The 24064-nt window shown below is 72.8% G+C and carries 21 protein-coding genes; 4 read left to right on the top strand and 17 right to left on the bottom strand.

All coding sequences use genetic code 11. The features are described from left to right. From VFW79_RS16325 to mraZ, 12 genes are all read right to left on the bottom strand, one after another. The coding region (locus VFW79_RS16325) for a hypothetical protein (protein ID WP_329678339.1) at positions 1–193 on the bottom strand (193 nt) is incomplete at its 3' end. 149 nt (positions 194–342) lie between these two features. Beyond that, positions 343–1782, bottom strand: coding sequence for a UDP-N-acetylmuramate--L-alanine ligase (murC, locus tag VFW79_RS16320; protein ID WP_329678338.1), 1440 nt, complete (start codon positions 1780–1782; stop codon positions 343–345). After that, positions 1779–2951, bottom strand: coding sequence for an undecaprenyldiphospho-muramoylpentapeptide beta-N-acetylglucosaminyltransferase (gene murG / locus VFW79_RS16315; protein WP_329678337.1), 1173 nt, complete (start codon positions 2949–2951; stop codon positions 1779–1781). Before murG ends, murC begins: the two co-directional genes overlap by 4 nt. After that, entirely contained in the window at positions 2944–4209 is a 1266-nt protein-coding gene (gene ftsW, locus VFW79_RS16310) for a putative lipid II flippase FtsW (RefSeq protein ID WP_329678336.1), read from the bottom strand. The genes murG and ftsW overlap by 8 nt, the downstream gene beginning before the upstream one ends. A gap of 10 nt (positions 4210–4219) precedes the next feature. Continuing rightward, a complete protein-coding gene (gene murD / locus VFW79_RS16305; protein WP_329678335.1) occupies positions 4220–5650 on the bottom strand; it encodes a UDP-N-acetylmuramoyl-L-alanine--D-glutamate ligase in 1431 nt (476 codons plus the stop codon). Next, positions 5650–6732 (bottom strand): phospho-N-acetylmuramoyl-pentapeptide-transferase, encoded by a 1083-nt coding sequence (gene mraY / locus VFW79_RS16300; RefSeq protein ID WP_329678334.1) that lies wholly within the window; start codon positions 6730–6732, stop codon positions 5650–5652. Before mraY ends, murD begins: the two co-directional genes overlap by 1 nt. Beyond that, complete coding sequence (locus tag VFW79_RS16295; protein WP_329678333.1) at positions 6729–8207, bottom strand: UDP-N-acetylmuramoyl-tripeptide--D-alanyl-D-alanine ligase; 1479 nt, start codon at positions 8205–8207, stop codon at positions 6729–6731. Before VFW79_RS16295 ends, mraY begins: the two co-directional genes overlap by 4 nt. Beyond that, the gene (locus VFW79_RS16290) at positions 8204–9790 is read right to left on the bottom strand and encodes a UDP-N-acetylmuramoyl-L-alanyl-D-glutamate--2,6-diaminopimelate ligase (RefSeq protein ID WP_329678332.1); all 1587 of its coding nucleotides are present in this window, start codon (positions 9788–9790) and stop codon (positions 8204–8206) included. Before VFW79_RS16290 ends, VFW79_RS16295 begins: the two co-directional genes overlap by 4 nt. Before the next feature lie 79 nt (positions 9791–9869). Then, positions 9870–11810, bottom strand: a complete 1941-nt coding sequence (locus tag VFW79_RS16285) for a penicillin-binding protein 2 (RefSeq protein ID WP_329678331.1) — start codon at positions 11808–11810, stop codon at positions 9870–9872. Then, complete coding sequence (locus tag VFW79_RS16280) at positions 11807–12217, bottom strand: hypothetical protein (protein WP_329678330.1); 411 nt, start codon at positions 12215–12217, stop codon at positions 11807–11809. Before VFW79_RS16280 ends, VFW79_RS16285 begins: the two co-directional genes overlap by 4 nt. After that, positions 12214–13242, bottom strand: coding sequence for a 16S rRNA (cytosine(1402)-N(4))-methyltransferase RsmH (gene rsmH / locus VFW79_RS16275; RefSeq protein WP_329678329.1), 1029 nt, complete (start codon positions 13240–13242; stop codon positions 12214–12216). Before rsmH ends, VFW79_RS16280 begins: the two co-directional genes overlap by 4 nt. A 239-nt stretch (positions 13243–13481) precedes the next feature. After that, a complete protein-coding gene (gene mraZ / locus VFW79_RS16270; RefSeq protein ID WP_414648012.1) occupies positions 13482–13952 on the bottom strand; it encodes a division/cell wall cluster transcriptional repressor MraZ in 471 nt (156 codons plus the stop codon). Positions 13953–14420: 468 nt separating this feature from the next. Here mraZ and VFW79_RS16265 point away from each other — a divergent pair, with 468 nt between their 5' ends. From VFW79_RS16265 to VFW79_RS16255, 3 genes are read left to right on the top strand one after another with little or no spacing between them, the layout of a single operon-like run. Further along, entirely contained in the window at positions 14421–15425 is a 1005-nt protein-coding gene (locus VFW79_RS16265) for an AAA family ATPase (RefSeq protein ID WP_329678327.1), read from the top strand. Then, positions 15425–16711: a DUF58 domain-containing protein gene (locus tag VFW79_RS16260; protein WP_329678326.1), complete on the top strand. Its 1287-nt coding sequence runs from the start codon at positions 15425–15427 to the stop codon at positions 16709–16711. Before VFW79_RS16265 ends, VFW79_RS16260 begins: the two co-directional genes overlap by 1 nt. Then, entirely contained in the window at positions 16708–19002 is a 2295-nt protein-coding gene (locus tag VFW79_RS16255) for a DUF3488 and transglutaminase-like domain-containing protein (RefSeq protein ID WP_329678325.1), read from the top strand. Before VFW79_RS16260 ends, VFW79_RS16255 begins: the two co-directional genes overlap by 4 nt. Here VFW79_RS16255 and VFW79_RS16250 read toward each other — a convergent pair. Genes VFW79_RS16250 through VFW79_RS16240 form a run of 3 tightly spaced genes read right to left on the bottom strand, consistent with a single transcriptional unit; the run spans position 18950 to position 21116 of the window. Then, a complete protein-coding gene (locus VFW79_RS16250) occupies positions 18950–19345 on the bottom strand; it encodes a DUF3040 domain-containing protein (protein WP_414648011.1) in 396 nt (131 codons plus the stop codon). The two genes, VFW79_RS16255 and VFW79_RS16250, sit on opposite strands and share 53 nt — an antisense overlap. A gap of 50 nt (positions 19346–19395) precedes the next feature. Continuing rightward, positions 19396–20667 (bottom strand): DNA polymerase IV, encoded by a 1272-nt coding sequence (dinB, locus tag VFW79_RS16245; protein ID WP_329678323.1) that lies wholly within the window; start codon positions 20665–20667, stop codon positions 19396–19398. Next, positions 20664–21116: an SAV_6107 family HEPN domain-containing protein gene (locus VFW79_RS16240; RefSeq protein WP_329678322.1), complete on the bottom strand. Its 453-nt coding sequence runs from the start codon at positions 21114–21116 to the stop codon at positions 20664–20666. The genes dinB and VFW79_RS16240 overlap by 4 nt, the downstream gene beginning before the upstream one ends. 126 nt (positions 21117–21242) lie before the next feature. Here VFW79_RS16240 and VFW79_RS16235 point away from each other — a divergent pair, with 126 nt between their 5' ends. Then, positions 21243–22166: a fused MFS/spermidine synthase gene (locus VFW79_RS16235; protein WP_329678321.1), complete on the top strand. Its 924-nt coding sequence runs from the start codon at positions 21243–21245 to the stop codon at positions 22164–22166. 48 nt (positions 22167–22214) lie between these two features. Here the strand turns inward: VFW79_RS16235 and VFW79_RS16230 are convergent, their stop codons facing one another. Then, positions 22215–22418: a cold-shock protein gene (locus VFW79_RS16230; RefSeq protein ID WP_109132813.1), complete on the bottom strand. Its 204-nt coding sequence runs from the start codon at positions 22416–22418 to the stop codon at positions 22215–22217. 287 nt (positions 22419–22705) lie between these two features. Next, complete coding sequence (locus VFW79_RS16225; RefSeq protein WP_329678320.1) at positions 22706–24004, bottom strand: MFS transporter; 1299 nt, start codon at positions 24002–24004, stop codon at positions 22706–22708. Positions 24005–24064: the final 60 nt, after the last annotated feature.

Raw genomic sequence — 24064 nt, 5'->3', positions numbered from 1 at the left:
CGCGTCCGGCCGCGTACGTCGTGACCGACGGCTCGAGCAGCGCGGCGACGTCCCGGCCCGGGCCTGCCCCGCGGGCAGCACCGCGTGCGTTCGCGACAGCCTTGCGGTGCCCGGTGGCAGGCGTCGAACGACCGGCTGACGGCGTCGCTCCCGTCCTCGGTGCCGCCTCGCTGCTGCCCTTCGGGACGCGCAACGGTGTGACGGCCGGCGGCGGGACGCGTCCGGCCGCTGCAGGCGTCGGTGCGGTGCTGGGCGTGTCGGCGGCGGGCGGGGCTGCACGTGGCGGTGCCGGCCGCGGTCGAGCAGGACGTCCCGGCAACGGCTGCCGGGGGCGCGACGGACTCACGCCCGGCCCGTCCCGCGCGCGGCCAGCGCCGCCAGGATCTCTGGCGCGAGCTCGGTCACGTCGCCGGCACCAACCGTCAGGAGCAGGTCGCCCGGGCGCGCCGCGGCGGTGAGCGCTGCGGCCGCCGCGTGCCGGTCGCCGATGAAACGCGCCTTGCCCGGCGTCGGGACGCGGTCGACGACGAGCGCACCCGTGACCGTGGGGTCAGGGTCCTCGCGTGCCGCGTACACGTCGGTGACGACGACTGAGTCGGCGAGGTCGAGCGCCGCACCGAACTCGGTCGCGAACGTCCGCGTGCGCGAAAAGAGGTGGGGCTGGAAGAGCACGAGCACGTTCCCGGTCCCGGCGACGCTCCGCGCAGCCCGCAGCAGCGCGGCGACCTCGGTCGGATGGTGGGCGTAGTCGTCGACGACGCGGACGCCGTCCGCGGTGCCGCGCGCCTCGAACCGCCGCCCCGTCCCGCGGAACGCCGCGAGCCCTGCCGTCGCCGCATCGACCGACAGCCCGACGTGGCGCGCCGCGACGTAGGCCGCGGCCGCGTCGAGCGCGTTGTGGGCTCCCGGCACCGCGAGCCGCAGCTCGGTGCCACCGAGCTCCGCCAGCCTCGTCGTGAGCCGCACGACCCAGGCGCCGTCGGCCGCGTCGAGCGGTCCGACGACCACGTCCGCGTCCTTGCGCGTGCCGTAGGTCACGACCTGCACCGACCGGGCGGCCAGGTCGGCGCTCGTGCGCGCCACGAGCCGGCGGGCGCCGTCGTCGTCCGCGCACACCACCAGCAGGCCGCCGGGCCTGATGCGACCGGTGAACGCCACGAACGCGTCGTCGAACGCCGCGCGGGTCCCGTAGTGGTCAAGATGATCGGGTTCGACGTTGGTGACGACGGCGACTGTCGGCGCGTAGTTGAGGAACGAGCCGTCCGACTCGTCCGCCTCGGCGACGAACGCTCGGCCAGCGCCGCTGCGGCTGCCGCCGAGAGGGCCGTCGTCGGACAGGACCGTGCCGCCGATCGCAAAGGACGGGTCCGCTCCCCCCTGCACCAGCGCGGTCGCGATCATGGCCGACGTCGTGGTCTTGCCGTGCGCGCCCGCGACCGCGATCGCGTCGTAGCCGACCATGAGCGCCGCCAGCGCCTGCGAGCGGTGCAGGACGCGCAGCCCGGCCGCCCTGGCCCGTGCGAGCTCCGGGTTCGACTCCCGGACCGCAGTCGACACCACCACGGTGTCGACGGCGTCGACGTGCGCCGCGTCGTGGCCGACCCACACCCGGACCCCGGCGGCACGGAGCCGGCCGAGCACCGCCGAGTCCTTCGCGTCCGAACCGCTGACCGGGACACCACGGGCCGCGAGCAGACCCGCGATGGCTGACATGCCCGCTCCGCCGACGCCGATCAGGTGCGTGCGCCCGAGGTCGACGATCGCGGGGATCGCGGCGGTCACGAGCCGACCCTCAAGACGGGAGGCAGGTGCGCCTCGACGAGGTCGGCGAGTCGTGCCGCCGCATCGCGCACGCCGACCGACGCCGCCGCGGCCCCCATGCGCGCACGCAGCCCCGCCGCGTCGGGACCCACGAGCAGCGGCAGCAGGTGCGTGCGCAGCCAGGCTGCGGTCAGGTCGTCGTCCGCCACGAGAAGGCCCCCGCCGGCGGCGACGGCCGGTGCGGCGTTGAGTCGCTGCTCACCGTTGCCGACCGGCAGGGGGACGTACACGGCAGGCAGCCCGAGCGCGGTGAGCTCGCACACGGTCCCGGCGCCGGAGCGACCGAGCACGACGTCCGCGCAGGCGAGCGCGAGCTGCATCTCGCTGAGGTACTCCCGGACGTGGTAGGTCGTGGCGCCCGGGACCTTCTCCACGACCGCGCGTACGGCGGCCGCCTTGCCCGCACCCGTCAGGTGCAGGACCTGCACGCCCGCTGCGACCAGGTCGGCCGCGGCGGACGCCACCGCTGTGTTGACGCTCACCGCGCCGAGCGAGCCCCCGGTGACCACGAGAGTGGGCAGCGCGGGGTCGAGACCGAGCCGCGCAGCCGCGGCCGCCCGCGTCCCGGGCCGGTCACGCGCCAGGTCCGCGAGGAGCGTGGCGATCTCGGGCCGCAACGGCAGTCCGGTCAGCTGTGCACCGCGCAGACGGGTTCCGGGGAACGTCACGGCGACGTCGGCCGCCCAGCGCGCGCCCAGACGGTTCGCGAGCCCCGCGCGGGCGTTCTGCTCGTGCACGACGACGGGGATCCCTCGCCGGCGCGCCGCGAGGTACGCGGGCGTCGAGACGTACCCTCCGAAGCCGACCGCCACCTGCGCCCCGGACACGTCCAGGGCATTCCCGGCCGCACGGACGGCGGCCCGCAGCCTGCCGGGCAGGCGTAGCAGGTCAGCAGAGGGCCGTCGCGGCAACGGCACGCGGGGCACGGGCGCGAGCGTGAAGCCGCGCTCGGGCACGAGGCGGGCCTCGAGACCCTCGGCGGTGCCGAGCACGGTGATGCGCAGCTCAGGATCGCGGCTGCGCAGCTCCTCGGCGAGCGCCAGGAGCGGGTTGACGTGCCCCGCGGTCCCGCCACCTGCGAGGAGGACTGACCGTCGCGCTCGATCGGCGGCGCTCTGCGGGTCAACCACGCGTCCGACCGATCACCGCGAGCGACCGGCGCACGACGCCGGCGCGTGCGGACAGAGCCTCGGCCGCACCGGGTTCCGTGCGCGCGAACGAGACGACGACCCCGAGCGCCGTCATCGTCGTGATGAGCGCGGACCCACCCGCTGACACGAGGGGAAGCGGCACGCCGATCACCGGCAGGAGCCCGATGACGACACCGATGTTGACCAGCGCCTGGCCGATGATCCAGCAGACGATCGCGCCGGTCGTGATCTGGACGAACGGGTCGGGGTGCCGGCGGATGACCCGGAACATCGCGAACGCGAGCAGGCCCACGAGCGCGAGGACGAGGAGCGTGCCGATGAGCCCGAGCTCCTCGCCGATGATCGCGAAGATGAAGTCGTTGTGCGCCTCGGGCAGGTACGACCACTTCTCGCGGCTCTGGCCGAGCCCGAGCCCGCCCCACCCGCCGGTGGCCAGACCCCAGCCGCCGTGCAGCGTCTGGTAGCAGCCGTTGCTCGTGTCGCAGTCCGACCCGAAGAGCGACTCGAGCCGCTTGAGCCGGTTCGGGCTCGAGAACGCCAGCGACAGCGCGACCCCGAGGGCTGCGGTGACCGCCGTCGCGAACACCCGCAGCGGGACGCCCGAGATGAACAGCGCCCCGGCGACGAGCATCATCATCACCATCGCGGTGCCGAGGTCGTTGCCGACCAGCACCAGACCGATCATCGCCGCCGCGACCGGGACGGCCGGGATCAGGGCGTGCTTCCACTCCCCGAGCAGCGGACGCTTGCGTGCGAGGACCGCCCCGAGCCAGATCGCGAGCGCGAGCTTGACCGCCTCCGACGGCTGGGCCGTGAAGCCGGCGACTCTGACCCAGTTCTGGTTGCCCTGGATCGCCACCCCGAGGCCCGGGATGAAGACCATGAGCTGGAACACCGTCGCGGCCCCGAGGATCGGCCACGCGAACGTCCGGTAGAAGCGCACGGGCAGCCGCGAGGCGACCCACATGAGCGGCAGCCCGAGGAGCGCGAAGCGGGCCTGGTCGAAGAACACCGCATACGGCGAGCGGCCCGCGGCGAGCGACTCGACGCTCGAGCTCGACAGGACCATGACCAGACCGAGCACGAGCAGCAGGGCCGTCGCGCCCGTGAGCACGTAGTAGCTCGTGACGGTGCTGTTCCACTGGCCGAGGATCGAGCCCGTCCTGGACCGGGCGGATGCGCGAGCGGCTCGCGGCGCGGCGCTCGGGACCGCGCGCGGAGCGCTTGTCTGTGCCATGGCGTCGTCCTCAGCCCACGCTCGAGGCGAGGGCGCGCGCCGCTGCGGCGAAGGACTCCCCCCGCTCCGCGTACGAGACGAACTGGTCCATGGATGCGCACGCGGGTGCGAGCAGCACCGTCACCGGTCCCGGCGCGGCGGTCGCCAGCAGTCGGGCCTGCTCCACGGCACGGGTCATCACCGTCCCAGTGTCACCGGGATCGACGACGACCAGGGGCACCTCGGGCGCGTGTCGGTCGAGCGCATCACGGAGCTGGGTCTGGTCGGCGCCGATGAGCACGACCGCGCGCAGGCGGTCACGGCGGGACACGACGAGGTCGTCGAACGTGGCACCCTTCGCCAGGCCTCCGGCGATCCACACGACGCTGCCGGGGCCGAACGCTGCGAGGGCCGCTGCAGCCGCATGCCCGTTCGTCGCCTTCGAGTCGTCCACCCAGGTGACGTCGCCCGAGCGCGCCACCGTCTGCAGACGGTGGGCCCCCGGCGCGTACGAGCGCAGGCCGTCCCGGATCGCGAGGGGCGCCACACCGTGCGCGAGGGCCAGCGCGGCCGCGGCGAGCGCGTCGGCGCGCACGTGCGGCGCCACCTCGCCGTCCGGACCGCCAAGGTGCGCCAGGTCGGCGCAGGTCGCGAGCTCGACGGCATGCGTGTGCCGGAGCTCGGCGAACCCGCGGTCGACGAGCACGTCCTCGACGAGGCCGACCTGCCCGACCCGCGGCATCGCGAGCGTGAACCCGATCGCCACCGCGCCGTCCTGCACGTCGGCGTCCCGCACCAAGCGCTCGGTCATCGGGTCGGCAGCGTTGTAGACGCACGCGACCTCGACGCGCTCGAAGATGCGCGCCTTGTCGGCTGTGTACGCGTCGAGCGACCCGTGCCAGTCGAGGTGGTCGGGGGCGATGTTGAGGACCGCAGCTGCCTCCGCTGCCATCGAGTGCGTGAAGTGCAGCTGGAAGCTCGACAGCTCGACTGCGAGGACGTCGAGGTCGGGGTCGGTCGCTGCGAGGACGACCGGGGTGCCCACGTTGCCGACGGCGCGGGCGTTCTCGCCGCCCGCGCGCAGGATCGACTCGAGCATCCCGACCGTCGTCGTCTTCCCGTTCGTGCCGGTGACTGCGAGCCACGGTGCGGGGCCGCGGCCACCCGTCCGGTCCACCCGCACCTGCCACGCGAGCTCGACCTCGCTCCACACCGGCACGCCGAGCGCGAGTGCTGCGGTCAGCAGGGGGTTGGTCGGCGCCCAGCCGGGAGACGCGACGACCAGGTCGACGCCGTCGAGCCCCCCGCCGGCGACGAAGTCGGCGGCATCGCGGGCATCGGCGTCCTCGGCCCGCGCGTCGACCGTGACGACCCGGGCACCGCGCCCGGTGAGCACGTCGAGCGCCGCCCGACCGGAGACGCCGAGACCGGCGACGACGACGTGCGCGTGCGCGAGATCCACTACCCGGCCACCCACTCGGTGTAGAAGACCCCGACGCCCATCGTGACGAACAGCCCCGCGATGATCCAGAACCGGATGACGATCGTCACCTCGCCCCACCCCGACAGCTCGAAGTGGTGGTGCAGCGGTGCCATCTTGAAGACCCGCTTGCCGGTCAGCTTGAAGAACCCGATCTGGATCACGTCGGACATCACGATGACGACGAACAGGCCGCCGATGATGGCCGCGAGGACCTCGGTCCGGGACAGGATCGAGATCCCGGCGAGCGCGCCGCCCAGCGCGAGCGACCCCGTGTCCCCCATGAAGATCTTGGCCGGGCTCGCGTTCCACCACAGGAACCCGAAGCACGCTCCGGTGACGGCTGCGGCGACGACCGCGAGCGACAGCGGGTCCCGGACCTCGTAGCAGCGCGGACCCGCGGTGGCGATCGCCTGGCAGGTCTGGTTCGTCTGCCACACGCCGACGATGACGTAGGCACCGAAGACGATGAGCGAGGCGCCCGCCGCCAGACCGTCGAGCCCGTCGGTGAGGTTGACGGCGTTCGACCAGGCCGTGATCAGGAAGTTCGCCCAGAGCACGAACAGGATGAGGCCGATGGTTGCGCCCGCGAACGCGAGGTTGAGGTTCGTGTCCCGGATGAACGAGATGTGGGTCGACGCGGGCGTGCGGAACGAGGAGTTGGGGAACTCGAGCGCGGCGACGGCGAACGCCACCCCGATGATCCCCTGTCCCAGGATCTTCAGGCGCGGGCTGAGGCCGAGGCTGCGCTGCCGGGAGATCTTGATGAAGTCGTCGAGGAACCCCACGATCCCGAGCCCCGTCATGAGGAACAGCACGAGGGCGGCCGACACGCTCGGGGCCCTGCCCGTCACGAGCAGGGCGCCCAGCCAGCCGATGAGGGTCGCGCCGATGATGACGACGCCGCCCATCGTGGGCGTCCCGCGCTTGGTGAAGTGCGCAGTCGGCCCGTCCTGCCGGATGAACTGGCCGTACTGCTTGCGGACGAGGTAACGGATGAACAGCGGGGTGCCGAGCAGCGCGACCAGCATGGACAGCCCACCGGCGATCAGGACCGCTCTCACGGGGCGACGTCCTCAGCGACGGCGATGGTGCCGCCGGCCAGGAGCTGGTCACCGAGGCGCCACAGCCCCGCGCCGTACGACGACTTCACGAGCACCACGTCGCCCGCGCGCAGCTCGCCCTCGAGCAGCTCGACGGCTGCGTCGATGTCGTCGACCACAGCGACCTCGTCCCCCCAGGACCCCTCGAGCAGGGCGCCGTCGGCGATCGCCCGGGCGCCGGGACCGACGACGACGGTGAGCGCGACGTTGAGGCGGACCACCTGGAGCCCGATCGCCTCGTGCGCGGCGCGCGAGCCGGGGCCGAGCTCGAGCATCTCGCCGAGCACCGCCACCGAGCGTCGGTCTCGACCGGTCAGCACGGCCAGCGCGCGCAACGCCGCTCGCATCGAGTCAGGGTTCGCGTTGTAGGAGTCGTCGATGACGGTCACGCCGTCCGGCCGGTCGACCACGTGCATGCGGTGCGGGCTGAGCGCGTCCGCGCCCGCGAGCCCGAGCGCGATCGCATCGGGCGCGAGGCCCACGGCGATCGCGGCGGCCGCTGCAGCGAGCGCGTTGTGGACGTGGTGCTCGCCGACCAGTCGCAGCGCCACGCGCTCGTCGTGCGTCCCGCCGTGGGTCGCCGGCGTCGCCAGCGTGAACGACGCGCGACCGGAGCGGTCGAGCCGGATGTCGCTCGCGCGCACCTGGGCGCCGACGGACTCACCGAACGTGAGCACCTCGCCCGGCGCGAGGTCTCGCATCGCGACCACGCGAGGGTCGTCGGCGTTGAGCACGGCGACGCCGTCCGGCACCAGGCCGACGACGAGCTCGGACTTGGCCCGCGCCACGCCTTCGACCCCGCCGAACTCGCCGATGTGCGCACTGCCGACGACGAGCACGACGGCGACGTCGGGCGGTGCGATCCCGGTCAGGTAGGTCAGGTGGCCGTGGCCGCTCGCACCCATCTCGAGCACGAGGTAGCGCGTGCTCTCGTCGGCGCGCAGCACCGTCAGCGGCAGCCCGATCTCGTTGTTGAAGGACAGCACCGGCGCGACGGTGGGGCCGGCGGTCGAGAACATCTGCAGGAGCAGGTCCTTGGTCGTGGTCTTGCCGACCGACCCGGTCACGGCGATGACCCGCAGGCCCGGTCCGCCGGGCTCGTCAGACGCCTCCCGGAGCCGGACGAGCACCTCGCGCGCGAGGTCGCCGAGCGCGACCTCGACATCCGGGACGACGACGGTGGGCAGCGGGGTGCCGTCAGGAGCCGTCAGCGGTCGCGCGGCCAGCACGAGCGCCGCACCGCCCGCGGCCGCCGCCGCGGCGAAGTCGTGACCGTCGGAGTGCTCGCCCGGAAGAGCGACGAACAACGCACCAGGCTGCGCGAGCCGGGAGTCGATCACGACCGGTCCGGTCACGAGCGTCGACGGGGCGAGCGCAGGCGGGTGAAGGGTGCCGCCGGTCGCGGTCGCGACCTCGGCCGCCGTGAGCGCGATCACGCGGGCAACCCCCGCGATGACCGTCGCGCGTCCGCTGCGCGCAGCACGTCACGGTCGTTGTACCGGTGGAAGACCCCGGCGATCTCCTGGGTCGGCTCGTGGCCCTTGCCGGTGATGATGATGGTGTCCCGATCCGTCGCGAGGTCGAAGGCGTCATGGATGGCCTGGGTCCGGCTGGTGGCCTCGTGCACGTCGGCCAGCCCGGGGCGCTCGGCGCGCACGCCCTCGAGGATCTCGGCGCGGATCGCCGCAGGCTCCTCCGACCGAGGGTTCTCGTCGGTCACGACGAGCACGTCGGCGAGGCGGGCTGCGATCTGACCCATGATCGGGCGCTTGCCGGTGTCACGGTCGCCGTCGGACCCGAACACGAGGATGAGCCGGCCCGGCGTGATCGGGCGCACCGCCTCGAGGGCGAGCACGAGCGCGTCGGGCGTGTGGGCGTAGTCGACGATGCCGAGCGGGCGCCCGTCGCCGCGCTCCACGACCCGCTCCATCCGGCCGGGGATCGCGTGCGCCGTACCGACGGCGTCGATCGCGGCCTGCAGGTCGATCCCGGCGCGGTGCGCGAGGACGACCGCCAGCGCGGCGTTCGAGACGTTGACGAGGCCCGGCAGCGGACTCATCGCGCGGTGCTCGGTGCCGTCCGGGCCGCGCAGCGTGAACGTGGACCCCACCCCGTCGAGCCCGATGTCGGCGCTCGTCACGGCCCAGTCCGCGACTGATCCCTCGGGCGACCCGACGTGCGTCGCGACCGACTCGACGGGGATCTGCGCCTCCGCGACCAGTCGTCGGCCCCACGCGTCGTCGACCACGACGACGCCGCGCCGCGCCTGGCCCGGCGCGAACAGCCTGGCCTTGTCGTGGAAGTAGCCCTCCATGTCGCCATGGAAGTCGAGGTGGTCGCGCTGCAGGTTGGTGAAGCCGACGACGTCGAGCTCGAGCCCGTGCACCCGACCGAGCGCGAGCGCGTGAGACGAGACCTCCATCGTGCAGGCGGTCGCACCGCGCTCGTGAGCGAGGGCGAGGATCGACTGCACGACGGGCGCCTCGACGGTCGTGCGCGGGCTCTCGATCGCCTCGTCGCCGATCCGCAGCTCGACCGTGCCCATCACGACGGTGACGTCGTGCGCTGTGCGCAGCGCTGCGTCCACGAAGTAGGTGGTCGTCGTCTTGCCGTTGGTGCCCGTGACTCCGACGGTGACGAAGTCCGCGGCGGGGTTGTCGTGCGCCCAGGCTGCCACCGGACCGGCCAGCGCACGCGGGTCCGCCGCCACGAGCACCGGGACGCCAGCGGCTGCCGGTTCGTCCGCGACGATCTGCGCGCCTCGCTCGTCGGTCAGCACCGCGACCGCACCTCCGGCGAGCGCCTGCGCGGCGTAGGCCGCCCCGTGCGCATGCGCCCCGTCCAGCGCGATGAACAGGTCGCCGGGCTGGACGTCGCCGCTGGCGACCGACACACCCGTCAGGCTGAGCGCCGGAGCGATGCCGCCAACCGGCGCGTCGAGGCCGAACGTGGCGAGGAGGTCGACGACCCGGTGCTCGGCGGGATGCTGGGGGCGCATCCGACCCTGGGGGGACGTCATGGGGAGAATCTACCCCGGACGGGTGCCGCACCCGGGCGTGGCTCCTGCCGATCGAGACGCCGACGAGCGCCCGGCGGTCTCACTCCCACGTCGTGGCGAACAGCTGGGCCGTCGTGCCGCTCGGCGCGATCCCGAGCTCCTGGAGAGCGTACCCGGCGACGTCACTGAACACAGGGGCAGCGACGGTGCCGCCGTAGACCGAGGACTTCGGGTTCTGCAGGATGACGCTGACCGCGATGTGCGGGTCGTCCGCCGGGACCACGCCGATGAACGACGCCGTGATGCCGTCGGGGTTGAACTTCTGCGCGGTTCCCGTCTTGCCCGCGACGCGGTAGCCGGGGATCGCCGCGCTGCTGCCCGTCCCGCCGTCGACGACGCTCTCGAGCATCGTCATGACCGTGTCGGCGGTCGTCGGGGAGATCACCTGGGTCGAGGCCGCAGCGGTCGAGGGTGTGAAGGTGCCGTCAGGCGCCGTCCAGCCCTTGATCAGGTGCGGCGTGACGCGCACACCGTGGTTCGCGATCGTCGCGTAGACCTCGGTCGCCTGCAGGGCCGTGACGGAGACGGACTGACCGAACAGGACCGCGTACTTGCTGCGCCCGTCCCACTCGTCGCTGGGGTGGAGGATGCCGGGCGACTCGTCGGGCAGCTCGACGCCCGTGCGGGTGCCGAACCCGAACTTCTCGAGGTAGTCGTAGCGGACCTGCTGGGGGATGTTCTGGCCGAGCATGACCGTGCCGGCGTTGGACGACTCCGACAGGATGCCGGTCGTCGTCAGCTTGAGCGTGGCGTGCTCGTGCGAGTCGTGGAACGTCTGGTTGTTCGCCGTCGTGTAGGCGTACGGCACCTCGAACTGCGTCAGCGGGTTCGCGACGCCGGTCTCGAGCGCCGCGGCCATCGTGATGACCTTGGCAGTCGACCCCGGCTCGAACACGTCGGAGATCGCGCTCGACCCGCTCAGCTTGCCGGCCTTGGGGTCGTTCGGGTCGACCGTGCCCGAGTCCGCGAGCGCGAGGATCTCGCCCGTCCGGGTGTCGATCGCGACGATGACGCCGGAATCGGACCCGGTCGCGGCCACCTGGGCGTCGATGGCCTCCTCGGCCTTCCACTGCAGGTCGCCCAGGATCGTCAGCTGCACGCTCGAGCCCGGGACCGAGTTGGTCTGCTCCTGGTAGCCGCCGGGGATCTCCTGACCTCCGCGACCGTGCTCGTAGACGACGGTTCCCGGTGTGCCCTGCAGCTTCTTGTCGAGCAGTGCTTCGAGGCCCGTCGCGCCGACACCCTGCGAGTTGACCCAGCCGAGCAGGTTGCCTGCGAGCGTCTTGTTCGGGTAGATGCGCTCCGACGTCCGTTCGGCGAGGATCCCGTCGATCCCGAGCTCCCGGATCGCGCGCCACTGCTCGGGCAGCACGCCCTTGGCGACCACCTTGTACCGGCTCTCGCCCGCGAGCTTGGCGCCGAGCTCGGCTGCGTTGGTCCCGAGGATCGGTGCGAGCAGCCCGGCCGCACCCGACGGTCCGGACACGAGCGGGTCGCTCCCCCGGACCTTCCAGGCCGCGAGGACCTTCTGATCGACCGTCAGGGTGTACCGCTCGACGGACGTGGCGAGCTGGACACCGTTGGCGTCGGTGATCTCTCCTCGGGCAGCCAGGAGCGACGCGGTGCTGAGCCGCTTGGCGAGGGCCTCCTGCGCGACCGCCTCACCGCGGAACCCCTGGATGTAGACGAGCCGCGCCGCGAACACGGCGAGCAGCACCAGGACGGCGACCGTCAGGAGCGCCTGGCGGCGCCGTGGGTCCCCGGTCGCGGGGAGCCGGGTCGGCCCAGGACCGCGCGGCCCTGCGGGCAGGCGACCGTCGGGACGCGCCGCGACGGGCCGCGGACCGGCCGCCTGGCGTGTGCGAGGAGCCTGCTGGGCCCGCAACGCATCGCGTCCGGGACCGGGAGTCGTCCGAGCAGCGCGCGCCGGCGCGCGACGAGGTGCGCCCGCCTGCCCGTTCTCCGGCCCGCGCAGCGTCATCCGGCCGCCCCCACCGCCGGACCGCCCTGAACAGCTCCGTCGGCGAGCCTGAGCCACCCGGTGCTGCGGGCCTGGACCATCCCGAGGGCACGCGCGGACGCAGCCAGCTCGGCGGGCGAGGAACGGCGGTCGAGCGCGGCCGACAGGTCCTGCTGCGTCGAGGCGAGCCGGGCCAGCTCGATGTCGAGGTCGTGCTTCTCGTAGGCGCCGCGGGCCATCGTGGTGTTGAGCAGCAGCGCTGTCAGGAGCGCCGCGGCGAGGATCGCCATGCACGCGACGACGAACGGCACCCGGGTGCGAGCCTGGGCGGGGGCACGGACGAGCCGTAGGCGCGGGGCCTGCGGGGCGACGGCCGGGCGTGCTGGGCGCGGGACTGCCCCGACCCTCGCCACTGCCTGTGCGCTCATGCTGTTCTCCTCGGTGCACCGCTGCTGCGGAGGTGGTCAGGTGTCGGTCGGAGTCGCTCCGCGGCGCGCAGCCGCACCGATGCCGATCGCGGGTTGCGCGCGAGCTCGGCCTCGTCCGCCTCCTCGGCGCCACGGGTCAGCAGTCGCAGGTACGGCCGGTGCGTCTCGGGCTCGATCGGGAGGCCGGGCGGCGCGCTCGACGTCGCACCGGCCGCCAGCGCGCGCTTGACGAGGCGGTCCTCGAGGGACTGGTACGCCTCGACGACGATGCGGCCACCGACCGCGAGGACCTCGATCGACGCCGGCAGGGCCTGCTCGAGGGCCTCGAGCTCGCCGTTGACCTCGATCCGCAGCGCCTGGAAGGTGCGCTTGGCCGGGTTTCCGCCGGTCTTGCGGGTCGCGGCCGGGATGCTGGCGCGCAGGATGTCGACGAGCTCGCCCGTCCGGGTCAGCGGCGCCTTCGCGCGCTCGGCGACGATGCGGCGGGCGATCCTGCCGGCGAACCGCTCCTCGCCGTACTCGCGCAGCACCCGGGCGATCTCCCGCTCCTCGTACGTGTTCAGGACGTCGGCGGCGGTCAGCCCGGTTGAGGCGTCCATGCGCATGTCGAGCGGAGCGTCCTGCGAGTAGGAGAAGCCGCGCTGCGTCTCGTCGAGCTGCAGCGAGGACACGCCGAGGTCCATGAGCACGCCCTGGACCTCGGTGATGCCGAGGCGTGCGAGGACGTCGCCGATCTCGTCGTAGACCGAGTGCACGCCAGTGAACCGTGCGCCGAAGGGCGCGAGCCGGCGGCCCGCGAGGTCGAGCGCCTGCGGGTCGCGATCCAGTCCGATGACCCGGACGTGCGGGAACGTCCGCAGCACGGCCTCGGTGTGCCCACCCATCCCGAGGGTCGAGTCGACGAGCACCGCGCCGTCACCCGCAAGCGCGGGCTCGAGGAGCTCGACGCACCGCGCGAGCATGACGGGCGTGTGCCGGGACGCGGCGTCGAGCTGGACGTCCGACCCGTCGTCGAACCCGTTCATCGCCCCTCCTCTCGCCGCGTGCCGTTCGCTCGCTCGTTCGTTCGTCGTCCGCCCGGTGCTCGCGACGGTCCTGATGTGGTCGGACGGCCCCTCCGCCGTCCGACCAGATCCCCCACCGACGTTCTGACACCGGGGAAGTGAGTCAGAACGGACGGGAGGAGATCTCGCCGGGCGGTCATGCGGCCTGGTTCGTGCGGGTCGTGCTGGTCGTGCGGTTCGTGCTGGCGTGCGTCGGCGGCTCAGAAGGGTCCGTTGGGGAAGACCTCCTCCGCCGTCGCGGCGTATCCGTCCTCCTGCTCGGCCAGGTAGGTCTCCCACGCGGTGAGATCCCAGATCTCGACGCGCGTCCCGGCGCCGATCACGGCCACGTCGCGGTCGAGGCCGGCATACGTGCGCAGCATCGGCGGGATCGAGATGCGCCCCTGCTTGTCGGGCAGCTCGTCGCTCGCGCCGGAGAGGAAGACGCGCAGGTAGTCGCGGGCCTGCTTGCTCGTGACGGGTGCCTGCCGGATCTGGTCGTGCATGTGGCGGAACTCGTCCATCGGCATCAAGAACAGGCAGCGCTCCTGCCCCTTCGTCATGACGAGGCCCGAAGCGAGCTGACCACGGAACTTCGCGGGCAGGATCAGCCGGCCCTTGTCGTCGAGCCGGGGCGTGTAGGTGCCGAGGAACGGCACGGTCGACCCGTACCCGACGAGGGTCGACTCCATGCTCATCCCGCCCCCCGTCCGTGGTGCTAGCTCGTCGTGCCCGTGCGTGCGCCGTGCCTGTGCAGGGCTTCCTCATCCAGTTCTCACCAAGTGCCTCCACGGTACTCCACTTCCCTCCACCTACAAGGGGAGCGACGCGTGTTTCACCCGCAGCAGGCGACATCTACGCAGGTCAGCGCGGTGGAGGGAGGTGGAGGGCGCAGCGCGCGTGATTGCCGTCGCGCGTGTCGCTCCTGCGTTCGATCACCGCTCAGATCCGATGTGAGGTGCTTTCCCGGCTCTCATTCAGGACGATCCGGACACGTCGCGGGACGCCGTCGCCGACGCGGCCCGCCGCTGCGGTGCGCGGGGAGCGAAGTGGAGGACGCGATCGGGGCGTCCGCGCAGCGTCCAGAAGCGCCCGCTGAAGACCGCCCGGAGCCTTGCCTCGCCACGTAGGCTCGTTCCAGTCCGCCGAAGGAGACGCCCATGCTGCAGGCCGTGCCCACCTCAGCCGAGCTCGTCGAGCTCGTCGAGACCAGCGACCGGGTCCGCGCGTCGATCGAGCGGGTCGTCACAGGACGCAGCGAGCTCGTGCGCGTGACAGTGGGCGTGCTGCTCGCCGAGGGCCATCTCCTGCTCGAGGACGTGCCCGGCGTCGGCAAGACGACCCTGGCGAAGGCGCTGGCGCGCAGCATCGACTGCACGGTGGGGCGCATCCAGTTCACGCCGGACCTGCTGCCGAGCGACCTGACGGGCGTCAACATCTTCCGCAGCCAGACGCACGAGTTCGAGTTCCGACCCGGTCCGCTCTTCGCGCACATCGTCATCGGCGACGAGATCAACCGCGCGTCGCCCAAGACGCAGTCGGCGCTGCTGGAGTGCATGCAGGAGGGCCAGGCCACGGTGGACGGCCACACCTACCCGTTGCCGCACCCGTTCCTCGTGATCGCGACGCAGAACCCCGTCGAGATGGAAGGGACGTACCCGCTGCCCGAGGCTCAGCGCGACCGCTTCATGGCGCGGCTCGCGGTGGGCTACCCGAGCGTCGACTCCGAGCTCGACATGCTCGACCTCCAGGAGACGTCCGACCCGCTCGCGTCCCTGCAGCCCGTCACCGACGCGGCGCAGGTGGCGCGACTCATCACCACGGCCCGGTCGTTGTACGCCGCGCCGGCCGTCAAGCGCTACATCGTCGACCTCGTCACGGCGACCCGGCAGGACCACGGCCTCCGCCTCGGCGCCTCACCGCGTGCGGCGATCCAGCTCCTGCGCGCAGCCAAGGCCATCGCCGCGATGGCCGGCCGCGACCACGTGCTGCCCGACGACGTCCAGCAGCTGGCCGAGCCCGTCCTCGCCCACCGGGTGCTGGCGAGCACCGAGGCCCGGCTGTCGGGTCGGACGACCACCGAGACCGTCCGCGAGATCGTCGCCCGGGTCCCCCTGCCGACGTCGGGCACCGTGAGCCCGCGCGAGCGGCGGGCGACCGGCTGATGCGGCTGCGTCCGACCGTCCGGGGGGTCGGCCTGGCGATCGGCGGCGTCGTCGCCGTGCTCGCCGGGGTCGCGGTCGGCGCGGTCGACCTCGTCCGGATCGGCACACTGCCCCTCCTCCTCGTGATCGGTGCGCTCGTGGGGATCGGGCTGCTCGACCCGAGTCGCGGTCGTCACCGGCTCGCGGTCGAGCGCGGCGCGTCGCCGAACCCCGTGCACGCCGGGTCGACGTCGGTGGTGGGGGTCGTCATCACGGCCACCGATGCTGCGGGGCGCGCGCGTCTCGCGGGGCTGAGGTTCCGGGAGCAGGCGTCCGCGGAGCTCTCGGGCGGCCGGCCGCTGCGTGCGCGGGTGGCGCGCGCCCGCGGCCGCGTCACCATCACCTACCCCGTGCTGGCCGCTCGTCGCGGCCGATGGACGCTCGGCCCGCTCGTGGTCACCCGGGTCGACCCCTTCGGCGTCGCGAAGGCCACGACGAGCCTCGGCGAGGGCGCCCACATCGCGGTCTGGCCGACCGTCACCGAGCTGCAGGTCCCGCCGGGCGTCCTCGTCGGCGACCCCGACCGGGTGGCGCTCGGTGCGCGCACACCGTCGACGGACGACGCCTCGCTCCGCGACTACCGGTTCGGTGACGACCTGCGTCGCGTGCACTGGGCCACCAGCGCGCGCCGCGGCGAGCTCATGGTCCGGTCGGACGAGCGGGCAGGCATGCGGCCCGTCAGCGTGCTGCTCGACCTGCCGACGCGTGCCGGCTCTCTCGAGTGGAGCATCTCGCTCGCCGCTTCGATGACGCTCGCCATGCTCGACGCCGGCCATCCCGTCCGGCTCCTGTGCGGCCCGGCCCCTGCTGCCGTCGGCGTTCGCCACGACGGCGTCCTCACCGACCGTCCGTCGTCGATGCGCCACGCGCACAACCGCCCGGGCGACATGGCGCGCGCGGACATCCTGGACCGCACGATCGATCTCACCATCGCCGAGTCGCCCGTCACGGCTGAGGAGCGGCTCCTGGCCGACGCGCGGGTGCTGGTCGCGTCGGACGACGTCGGCGAGATCGTGCTCGCTGTGCTCGGTCCCCTCAGCGCCCGCGCGCGCACCGCTCTTGCGCGGGTCGCCGACAACGCCCAGGGATGGGCCGTGGTCCGGTCCGGCGAGGGGGCGCACGCGCAACGGGCGGATGCGCAGAGCACCGTCGAGGCGTTGCACCGCGCCGGGTGGCGTGCAGTGGCGGCCGAGCCCGGCGAGGACATCGCGCGCAGCTGGATGCGCCTGCTGGAGAGCGCCCTGTGACGACCGGCCGGGGGGACGCCGGGATCCCGCGGGGCGCCCGTTCACTGCTGGGGACCTTCCTCGTCGCCGCCGCAGCCTGTGCGAGCCTGCTCGCTCTGTCCGGGCTGCTCTCCCCCGGTCGCTGGCTGCCCGCAGGCGCAGTGGCTGTGGTCGCTGTCGCCATCGTGACGGCGGCGGTCCGCTCGGTCGCCCGATCGCGGTGGACCCCGACGATCGTCGGGGCGATCGCCGCGGCGCTCGGTGTCCTCATCGTGTACGGGGCCCCTCCGGGGCGCGTGCAGGTCCTCCCCGACTCTGCGTCGGTCGAGCGACTCGTGGCGGCTGTGCGTGCGGCGTCCGAGCTCATCAACGGCTCGGTCGTCCCCATGGACGCCGCACGCCCGGTCGAGATGCTGGTGGTGGCCGGCGGCATGCTCGTCTTCCTGTTCGCCGACGTGCTGGCTCTCGGCCTCGATGCGCCCGCCTGGTCCGGCTTCGTGCTCGTGACGCTGTGGCTCCCTGCCATCAGCCTGGGGTATCCCGCGCCGGCGAGCGCGCTCGGATGGACCGCGCTCGCCTACCTCCTGCTGCTCGCGCTGAACGCCGCACCCCACGGCGAGCACGCCGCCGGCACTCGACGCACCGCGTCCACGGTCGCGATCGCAGCCGCACTCGTGGCGGCCACGCTCGCCGCCGGACCCGTCATCGCGGCCGCCCCCGGGTGGGCCTCGCTCACTCTCCCGAACTTCGGGAGCGGGCCGATCGGACCGCTCCGGCTCAGCGACGACCTGGATCTGCGCCAGAGCCTCGGTCGCCGCTCAGGGCAGGTCGTGCTCCACTACACCGTGACACCGGTCGGGGCCGGCGCCACGACCGCACCGACCGACGGTGCGTCGGCGACGCCCGGTGCGCCTGACGTGGCCAACGCGCGCGCCGTCGGCCCGCTGCGCGCCTTCACGCTCCGCGACTTCGACGGCCGTAGCTGGCAACGCGCGGAAGCCACCGACCTGCAGGACTGGGCGCCCGGCACGCTGCTCGCCTCCGACCCCTCGGTGCAGGGCACGCTCCTCGACCCGCAGGCGGGCACTCTCGCGCGCGTCGACGTGACGATCGACGGCCTGCGTGAGCTCCGGCTGCCTGTGAGCACCTTCCCCCGCACCCTCGAGATCGCCGGGCCGTGGCGCTACGACGCCGAGCGGGACGAGGTCGTGGGCGACCGGGCCACGGGCGTCGGCACCACCTACGGGATGACCGTCGAGATCCCGACGCTCACCGCCGACGACTTGAAGGCCGCAGGCGGTCGGCTGCCCGCGGGGCTCGAGCCGTACCTCGCCGTGCCGCAGACCGCGCACACCGAGGACATCCGTGCCTTGGCGACGCAGATCACCGCCGACGCGACCGGGCCCTACGACCAGGCGCTGGCCCTGCAGACGTACTTCCGCGACATGAGCCGGTTCGTGTACGACACGCGTGTCGCGCCGGCGCGCACGGACGACGCCGTCTGGGACTTCCTGACGAACCGCCACGGCTACTGCGTCCAGTTCGCGACCTCGATGGCCGTCATGGCTCGCTCGCTCGGCATCCCCGCCCGCCTCGGTGTCGGGTTCCTGCCCGGGGTCGCTGACAGCAGCGGCGTCTACACGGTCACCGGCCGGCTGTCGCACACCTGGCCCGAGCTCTACTTCCCGTCCGTGGGCTGGGTCAGGTTCGAGCCGACCCCCGCCGTCCAGTCGGGCTCACCGCCCCGGTGGAGCGACCCGTTGGTGTTCAGCACGGCGGCCCCGAACGCCGGCCAGATCCCCGACGACCTCGGCGGGCACGCCACGGCGGGAGCCACGGCGGGAGCCACGGCGCCGGGCGCCACCCCCCAGACCACCGAGTCGACCACGCGGCTGCCTCTGGTCGTGGGCGCCGGGCTGCTGCTCGTCCTCGCCGCCGGCGGCCTGCTGCTCGCACGACAGCGCTCGAACCGCCATCCCGCCGTGAATCCCGAGGTGGCCTGGAGCCGGCTCCGGGAACGCCTCGCAGCCGCTGCGATCGAGTGGTCCGACTCACGGACCCCTCGTCAGTGCGTCGAGGTGGTCCGGGCGCGCGTCATCGATCTCCGCGCCGTGCCCTTGGGCGAGCCAGCGGATACCGCACTCGTGCGGCTCGCCGACGCTGTCGAGCAGCTCCGCTACGCCCCTGCTCCGCCGACGCGCTCGCCCGAGGAGCTTGAGTCATGGATCGCTGCAGTCCTGACCGACGTGACGTCGCCGATCAGCGATCCGAGTCGCGACGCTTCTGCCAGCGCTCTTCGAGGCGGGTCATGAATCCCGCCGACCGCGACTTCTTGGCCTGAGGCTTGGGTGACCGGGTCACGCGACCGTCGGGACGGACCACTCCGGCCGGCCCGGTGGTGCGCGGTCTCGCTACTGCGTAGGTGACCGCGGCGAACATCACGATGAAGCCCAGCACGCCCAACCACGCGCGCGATGCGACGACACCGAAGATCAGCAGGAGCAGACCGACGACTACCCCGCCGGCACCCAGGACATAGCGGCTGACCGAACGACGCCCGCGGGACGTGAGCGTGTTCGCGAGCCTGGGGTCGTCAGATGTGAGCTGTCGCTCCATCTGCTCCAGTACGCGCTGCTCGTACTCGGACAGAGGCACTGCTACCCCCGTACTTCCCTGTCGGGCTTCCCTGTCGGGATCCATTGGGGTCAGGATAGATCGCCCCGGGCGAAGTCGGTAGTCGGACATCGGGCGGCTCGACCAGCTGTTGCCGCCGCGCCGATCGACGCCGCCCCGAACCGCTCGCGAACCCGGTCCATCGCGCGCTCAGCATCGCGCTGAGACGCCTCGCCGTCCCCCGACACCTCGTCGAGCGTCGGCTGGCGGATCGTCGTCGACGCCGCGCTCAGCCCTTCGGCGCGGACACCGACGAGGCGGACAGGCAGACCGCCGAGGTCGACCCCGGCGAGCAGCTCGCGTGCGGCGAGATACACCTCGCGGCCGACATCGGTCGGGGTGACGAGAGTTCGCGAGCGCGTCAGGGTGCGGAAGTCCGAGGTCCGGACCTTCACGGCGATCGTCCGCGCCACGAGGCCTTGCGCTCGCAGTCGCGCTGCGCATCGGTCAGCCAGCTCGAGCGCCTTGGCCTGCACGACGACGGGGTCGGCGACGTCGACCGGGAACGTCACCTCCGCGCCGATGCTCTTCTCATCACGCCCCGGCTCGACCGGCCGGGGGTCCCGACCCCAGGACAGGTCGTAGAGGTGAGCGCCGGCAGTCCGCCCGACGGCCCGCTGGATCGTCCCGACATCGCTGTCCGCAAGCTCAGCGACGGTTCGGACGCCCCACCGCGCGAGCGCAGCCTCGGTGCGCTCCCCGACGCCCCACAGCGCGCCGACCGGCAGCGTCCGCAGGAACGCCACTGTCGCGTCCTTGGGCACGAGCAGGACACCGTCAGGCTTGGCGTGCCCCGACGCGAGCTTCGCGACGAACTTGGTGGACGCGATCCCGACCGAGCAGGTGATCCCGTGCGCGTCCAGCACCTGAGCACGGATCAGCTCCGCAATCCGGGTCGGCGGTCCGAGCCGTCGCCTCGCCCCCGACACGTCCAGGAAGGCCTCGTCGACACTGACCTGCTCGACGAGCGTCGTGACGTCGCGCAGGACCTGCATGACGCCGCTCGAGACGGTGCGGTAGGTCGCGATGTCCGGCGGCACGACGACGGCGTGCGGGCAGAGGCGGCGTGCAGCGACCATCGGCATCGCGGAGTGCACCCCGAACGCCCGCGCCTCATAGGTCGCCGCCAGCACGACTGCGCGCTCAGTACCGCCGACGATCACGGGCAGGCCCCGCAGCTGAGGTCTCCGAGCGATCTCCACCGAGGCGAAGAAGGCGTCCATGTCGACGTGGAGGATCGAGCAGCCGTCCTCGTCGGATCCCCAGTCGCGTCGAGCGGTGCCAGACCGCGGGCTCCGGCTCATGACGCCCGCAGACCCAGCGGTCGATTCGCAGCGCCGTACACCGGAGGCGTCGTGGAGGCATCCGCCGCGAGCAGCGCTCGGAGCTCGTCGACGAAGTCCTCCGCGGCGCACAGCGCCTGCTCGGCTCGCGCGTCCGACACCGCGTCGAATCGCCCTGCCTCGATGGCCGACCGCAGGCCTGCTCCCGCAGCGAAGTAGTCGCTCCAGCGCGCGAGCTCGGGGCTCACGATGCGAAGCATGTCCCAGACCGTCCGCGGTGGGCGCCGACCGCCGGGCCGCCCACGCACGGCGAGCAGCGCAGCACCGCCTCGCAAGGCGGCGAGGTGGGCGTGGGAGAACCGCTCCCACGCCTCCGAGGAGAACTGCGCCGCGACGAGCTCGGCGTCCGCGCGCTGCAGGAGTTCGTGCGAGCGGGTCGGCAGAAGGTCGCTACCGGTGGCTGTCGCCATGAGCTCTCACGTCCCCTCTCCCGTTCGTCCGACTCTCAGTATCGAACACCTGTTCGACTCTCGTCAACCGCGGGTCCCGTGACCCGCGCCGGTGAGCCTCGAGCGGGGAGCACCTACGGTAGGGAGGTGGCTGCCCGCGACCGCTCGGGGCGACGAGCCCCAGCCTCACACCGACCTCCGACATCCCCGACCTGGCCGGCCGGGCCCGTCACCATCTCCACCGGGACGGTCGAGGTCGTCCGGGCCCCGGACGACCCGACGGGTGTGACCGTGCTGGTCAACGGTGTGCCCAGCTCGCACCTCGACCTCGTCGACCCGACCCGGCTCTCGTTCGAGTACATGCAGCAGATGGCCGCCGTGATGGACAGGTTCACGCCTGGGGAACCCCTCGCCGTGGTGCACCTCGGAGCCGCGGGCTGCGCGCTGGCGCGCTACGTGCACGCCACGCGGCCCACGTCCCGGCAGATCGCGATCGAGCTGGACACGACCCTGCCCGAGCTCGTCCGTGCATGGTTCGACCTGCCTCGAGCGCCGGCACTGCGGATCCGGGCAGGGGACGCCCGCAACGAGCTCGCGACGCTGCCTGATGCCAGCGCGGACATCCTCATCCGGGACGTCTTCTCGGGCGACAGCACACCTGAGCACGTCACGACGCTGGAGTTCACCGCCGACGTCGCGCGGGTCCTGCGACCCGGAGGTCTCTACCTCGCGAACTGTGCGGACCGGCCTCCGCTCACCCGGGCTCGTGCGGAGGCCGCCACGCTCGCCGCGGTCTTCGCCGACGTCGCCGTCATCGCCGAGCCAGGACAGCTGCGCGGTCGTCGCTACGGCAACCTCGTCCTGGCCGGCACGAACGACCCCGCGTTGCTGCGGTCAGCCGACCTCGATCGCGCGCTGCGTTCCCTGCCCGCTCCGTCGAGACTGCTGCGCGATGCGGACGTCGTCGCGTTCATCGGCTCGGCACAGCCGGTCCTCGACACGGCACCGCCCGCAGCCGCAGCGGCACGCAGCAAGGCCGCACCCCCGCCGGGGGATGCGGCCTTGCGTTGAGCTCGTCGCGGGGAGTCGACCGATGGCCGGCTCAGCGACAAGTGGAGGTCAGAGTGCCTGAACCTTCTCGGCCTGGGGACCCTTGGGTCCCTGCGTGATCTCGAACTCGACCCGCTGGCCCTCGTCGAGCGAACGGTAGCCCTGCGTGTCGATGGCCGAGTAGTGGACGAAGACGTCGGGGCCGCCGCCGTCCTGGGCGATGAACCCATAGCCCTTCTCAGCGTTGAACCACTTGACAGCACCCTGTGCCATGTTCTTGTCCTTCTGTTCCAACCGGTGACGGCGACGAGCATGTGCCCGCGCCGTGCCGCAATGCCTTCTCCCACGTCCTGCACCGGGCAATCCAGCCCGAGGGCTGGACATTCCCTCACCAGGAGGTCAGGGCACCGGTCGAGCGTCAGTACGTCACTGCAACATTCGCCATCCTGCCACGCGGTCGTATTCGCGCGCCACGGTTTGCGACCACCATTGAGGGGATCCTCAGCGGCCGTCCGGTCGGCGATTCGCCGCGCCGAGATCAGCCCGCGACGCACGAGAGCTCAGAGCCGGACCTCGGGGTGCGCCACCCACGTCTGGCGCCGGGACACAAGCAGCCCGGTGACTCCCACGACCCACGGGACAGCCACGACGGCCAGACCCTTGCGGTAGGCGTCGAGGTCTCGCGTGGCACCCGGCGCGACGTGGTCGAGCACGACGCCGATCGCGAGCATCGTCGACAGCGCCGCGACGAAGCTGCCGGTGTTGACGAACCCTGTCGTCGCCCCGAGCCGGTGGGCCGGCGTGCAGTGGCGCGCGACGTCGAAGCCCACGAGGCTCGTCGGACCGCCGACCGCGATCGCGACGACGAAGATCGCCAGCACCGCGAGCGGTCGCGGTCCGGGCGGCACGAGGACGACGAGCCACGCGACACCGATCGCGCCCGCGATGATCAGCACGGTCCGCGTGCGTCGCTCCGGGTGACGCGCCGAGGCCTCACCGAGCAACGGGCCCGCGACGACGGCCGCGACGACGTTGAGCGTGAGCAGTGCGCTCGCCTCTGCCGTGCTCCTCCCCTGGCCCTCGACGAAGAACGAGAACCCCCACAGGAGCACGACCACGTTCGTGCTGAAGGCGCTGAGGAAGTGCACCCAGAACCCCAGCCAGGCCCCAGGCTCGCGCGCGACGGCCCGCAGGCCGTCCAGGACGCCCTCCCGCGGACCGGGCGCCGGGGCAGCCACCACCGGTGCGCTCAGGCTGGCGGCGGGGTCGGCGGGGCCGGACTCGGGCGCGTCACGCACGACGACGACGACGAGGATGGCCGCGAGGAGTCCGACGGCAGCCAGCCCCCCGAAGGCCGCACCCCATCCGGACCCCTGCAGGACCGCGACGAGGGGCACGGCTGCGAGGACCTGCCCGAGCTGGCCGATCGACCCGGTCAGCTGGGTCATGAGCGGCACCCGGCGCTGCGGGAACCATGCCGGGATGAGCCGGATCACGCAGACGAACGTCATGGCGTCGCCGGCTCCGATGAACATCCGGCCCAGCAGCGCCGCGGGCACGACCGTCGCAGTCGCGACGACGAGCTGGCCCGCCGCCATGAGGAACGCACCACCCGCGATGATCCGACGCGGGCCGAGCCGGTCCAGCAGCACGCCCACCGGGATCTGGAACGCGGCGTAGACGATGAGCTGGGCGACGGCGAGGCTGGCCAGCACCGAGGCACTGACGCCGAACCTGCTGGCCGTCTCGAGACCCGCCACCCCGAGCGAGGAGCGGTGGAGCACGGCGATCGCGTAAGCCGCGACAGCGGCACCCCAGACGGTGAGAGCACGCGCTCCGGGCGGTGGAGAAGGGGTCACGGACGACCATTGTCCTGCCCACGACGAGCAGGAACGGCGCCGGCCGCACGACGCGTGTCG

It is taken from the genome of Cellulomonas sp. (assembly GCF_036279715.1).
Classification (GTDB): Bacteria; Actinomycetota; Actinomycetes; order Actinomycetales; family Cellulomonadaceae; genus Cellulomonas_A.
Note: the sequence above shows the minus strand (reverse complement) of the source record. Positions and strands in the feature narration are given on the sequence as shown.